This window comes from Actinomyces sp. 565 (assembly GCF_010365615.1).
Classification (GTDB): domain Bacteria; phylum Actinomycetota; class Actinomycetes; order Actinomycetales; family Actinomycetaceae; genus Actinomyces.
In genome coordinates this window covers 1-3,285 of record NZ_PIZD01000046.1, presented here as the reverse complement: position 1 = coordinate 3,285, position 3,285 = coordinate 1, and the positions used below count along the sequence as shown (strand labels likewise).

The 3,285-nt window shown below is 68.3% G+C and carries 3 protein-coding genes; 1 reads left to right on the top strand and 2 read right to left on the bottom strand.

What is annotated here, in order from left to right; genetic code table 11:
• Positions 1–155: 155 nt before the first annotated feature.
• Together GZ997_RS06965 and GZ997_RS06960 are read right to left on the bottom strand one after the other, a co-directional pair.
• Positions 156–323: a DUF3117 domain-containing protein gene (locus GZ997_RS06965; protein ID WP_073327418.1), complete on the bottom strand. Its 168-nt coding sequence runs from the start codon at positions 321–323 to the stop codon at positions 156–158.
• Between the two features lie 150 nt (positions 324–473).
• Entirely contained in the window at positions 474–1,289 is an 816-nt protein-coding gene (locus GZ997_RS06960) for a TIGR00730 family Rossman fold protein (protein WP_162679379.1), read from the bottom strand.
• Positions 1,290–1,434: 145 nt separating this feature from the next.
• Between GZ997_RS06960 and GZ997_RS06955 the strand changes: the two genes are divergently transcribed.
• Positions 1,435–3,171, top strand: coding sequence for a phospho-sugar mutase (locus GZ997_RS06955; protein ID WP_162679378.1), 1,737 nt, complete (start codon positions 1,435–1,437; stop codon positions 3,169–3,171).
• Positions 3,172–3,285 lie beyond the last annotated feature (114 nt).

Below are 3,285 nucleotides of genomic sequence, written 5' to 3'. Positions count from 1 at the left end.
CGTCCGCCGGGCCTGAGCGGCCCGGCGGACGGACCCGCCAGTCTTCATATTTCATGTTCGCGCGCCGGTGCCGGCGCGGCAACAGCACCACGACGCACCGCGGTACTCCCGGTAGCTGCTAAGTACTGTTGCGTACTTCAGCGATCAGTACTTCATCAGTACTTCACGGAGGCCAGTGCCTCCTGCAGCTCCTTGATCTCATCGGGCGTGATCTCAACGACCAGCCGGCCGCCACCCTCCAGCGGCATCCGCATGATGATGGAGCGGCCCTCCTTGACGACCTCGAGCGGCCCGTCGCCGGTCCTGGGCTTCATGGCAGCCATGTGCTCCCCTTTCAGTGATGGCTAGCGGACTATTACCGCTTCTCCCAGGTTGAGTCTACGGCATAATGACGCCACTTCGGGTTGAAACGTGGCTGACTCCACGCCGCGGCCCCGCCGCGAGCGGGCCGATCCGGCCCCGTGCTGCGCCGCCTATTCCGCCCTGTCCGGGGTACGGGTGAGCCCATTGGCCCGCATGGTGCGCGCGGCATCGACCACAAAGTCCACCGCCTCGGAGGCCGTATCCACTACCCGCATCAGGCTGAGGTCATCGGCATCGATCGTCGCAGCCTCCACCAGCGTCGCGCGCAGCCAGTCGACCAGGCCACCCCAGAACTCGGACCCCACGAGGGCGATCGGGAAAGACGGCACCTTCTGGGTCTGCACCAGGGTGACCGCCTCAAACAGCTCGTCCAGCGTGCCCATGCCGCCCGGCATGATCACGAATCCGTCGGAGTACTTCAGGAACATGGTCTTGCGGGCGAAGAAGTACCGGAAGTTGACCCCCAGGTCCACATAGTCGTTCATGCCCTGCTCATGCGGCAGTTCGATACCGAGGCCCACTGAGATGCCGCCGGCCTCCCGGGCTCCCTTATTCGCCGCCTCCATGATGCCGGGGCCCCCACCGGTGATGACGGCGTAGCCGGCATCGGCGAGCCCCGCCCCGATCTGCTCGGCCAGGGCGTAATTCGGGTGATCGGTCGGCGTGCGAGCCGAGCCGAATAGGCTGATCGCGGGGCCCACTTCTGCCAGCGCCCCGAATCCCTCAACGAACTCAGACTGTATGCGCAGCACACGCCAGGGATCGGCGTGCAGCCAGTCGGCGTCGCCGCGTCGGTCCAGCAGGCGGGCGTCCGTAGTACGAGTGGGGATCTGAGCACCGCGGAGCATCACCGGCCCCTTGCGGTAGGTCTCGCGCGAGCCGTTTTTTACGCGCGGCTTGGTGCCGCGGCTGAGGTCCTTTGCCATGAGGCGCATGATCCCCCAACACCCATCACGCGGCCTGACGACACCCGGTGCGACCGGAATCCTGTGAGCCGGATGTGCTCACTACCACCCATGACGGCTGTCACGGCCGCTCCGTCAGCGTGCCTGCGCACGGTACGGTCACCCCATGACATATCCGCCCCAGGATGCGGCCACCGTCGATCTGGACGCCGCCGCTACCGCCTGGATCACCGAGGATCCAGACCCCGACACCCGCCGGGAACTGACCGATCTGCTCACCGCGTACCGTGCCGGCGACGCCGCCGCAGCAGCCGCGCTCACTGATGCCTTCTCCGGCACGCTCCAGTTCGGTACCGCCGGGTTGCGCGGGCGCCTGGGCGGGGGTCCCAACCGCATGAACCGGGTGGTAGTGATCCGTGCCGCCGCCGGGTTATCCGCCTACCTGCACGAGATGCTGGGGGACGGGTTCCGCGTGGTCATCGGCTACGACGCCCGCCACGGCTCAGCGCGCTTCGCGCGTGACACCGCCGCCGTCGTCACCGGCGCCGGCGGGCGCGCCATCCTGTTCGACACTCACTGCCCCACGCCCGTGCTCGCCTTCGCCCTGCGAAGGCTGGGCGCCGACGCCGGCGTCATGGTGACGGCCTCGCACAACCCGCCCCAGGACAACGGCTACAAGGTCTACCTGGGCGGCCGCGCCGTAACCGGCTCCGGGCAGGGCGCGCAGATCGTCCCGCCACATGACTCGGCCATCGCCGCCAAGATCGCCGCCGTCGGCCCGCTTGCCTCCGTGCCCATGCCCGAGGACGGCTGGGAGACGATCGGGGCGGACATGGTTGAGGAGTACGTGCAGCGCGCGGTCAAGGCCGCCCGCACGCGGGCCGTGGCGCCACTGAAGATCGTGCTGACCGCCATGCACGGGGTCGGCGGGGAGATCTGCCGGGAGGTGCTGGCCCGGACCGGCTTCGACGACGTCGTCGTGGTGCCCGAGCAGTTCGCCCCGGACCCGGAGTTCCCTACAGTGGCCTTCCCCAACCCGGAGGAACCCGGGGCCCTGGACCTGGCCTTTGCGCGGGCCCGTGAGGTAGGCGCGGACCTGATCATCGCCAACGACCCGGATGCCGACCGCTGCTCAGCCGCAGTGCCGGATGAGCACGCCCACGGCGGTTGGCGGCAACTGACCGGCGATGAGGTCGGCTCCCTCTTGGGAGAACAGGCTGCCGAGCTGGCCGCCTTCACCGGCACCGGGGTACTGGCCAACTCGATCGTCTCCTCTCGCCTGCTGCGCAAGATTGCGCAGGCGCACGGGCTTGCGCACCGCAACACACTCACCGGCTTCAAGTGGATCAGCCGCGAGCCGAACCTGGTATTCGGCTATGAGGAGGCGCTCGGATACTGTGTGGATCCGGCGGCGGTGCGAGACAAGGACGGTATCTCCGCCTCGGTGCGCCTGGCGGTGCTGGCCTCCACGCTCAAGCAGCAGGGACGTACGCTGGATGACCTGCTGGACCGCCTGGCGCGAGAACACGGCCTGTATGCGACCAGCCCGCTCAGCGTGCGGGTAGAGGACAAGAGCTTCATCACCAACGCCATGGAGCGGCTGCGGTCCGGCGGCGCACCAGCCACGCTGGCCGGATCCCCGGTGGTGGACGTCTTCGACCTGATGGACGGCGCGAACAACGGCAACGGGGAGCGCCTGCCCGCGACTGACGGCCTCATCTTCAAGACCGCGGCAAACGACCGGGTGGTGGTACGCCCATCGGGCACCGAGCCGAAGCTCAAGTGCTACTGCGAAGTGGTCATGCCCGTGGCCGTCGATGAACCGGTGGAGGTGGCCCGCCGCGCCGCCGCCAAGCGTCTGGAGGGCATCAAGGCCGACCTGCGCGGCGTCCTGGGCATCTGACAGTCGTCTGAGCCTCACGCCCGCAGCGCGCAACCACCGAAACCGGCACAAGTTACACACTGAAACCGGTTGATATGACGCGCCGCGTCGCCCACACAGTGTGGGCGACGCGGC

What these genes read in the sequence shown, in the direction of transcription:
- GZ997_RS06965 (WP_073327418.1), bottom strand. Translation starts at nt 323, where the DNA reads ATGGCTGCCATGAAGCCCAGGACCGGCGACGGGCCGCTCGAGGTCGTC.
- GZ997_RS06960 (WP_162679379.1), bottom strand. Translation starts at nt 1,289, where the DNA reads ATGGCAAAGGACCTCAGCCGCGGCACCAAGCCGCGCGTAAAAAACGGC.
- GZ997_RS06955 (WP_162679378.1), top strand. Translation starts at nt 1,435, where the DNA reads ATGACATATCCGCCCCAGGATGCGGCCACCGTCGATCTGGACGCCGCC.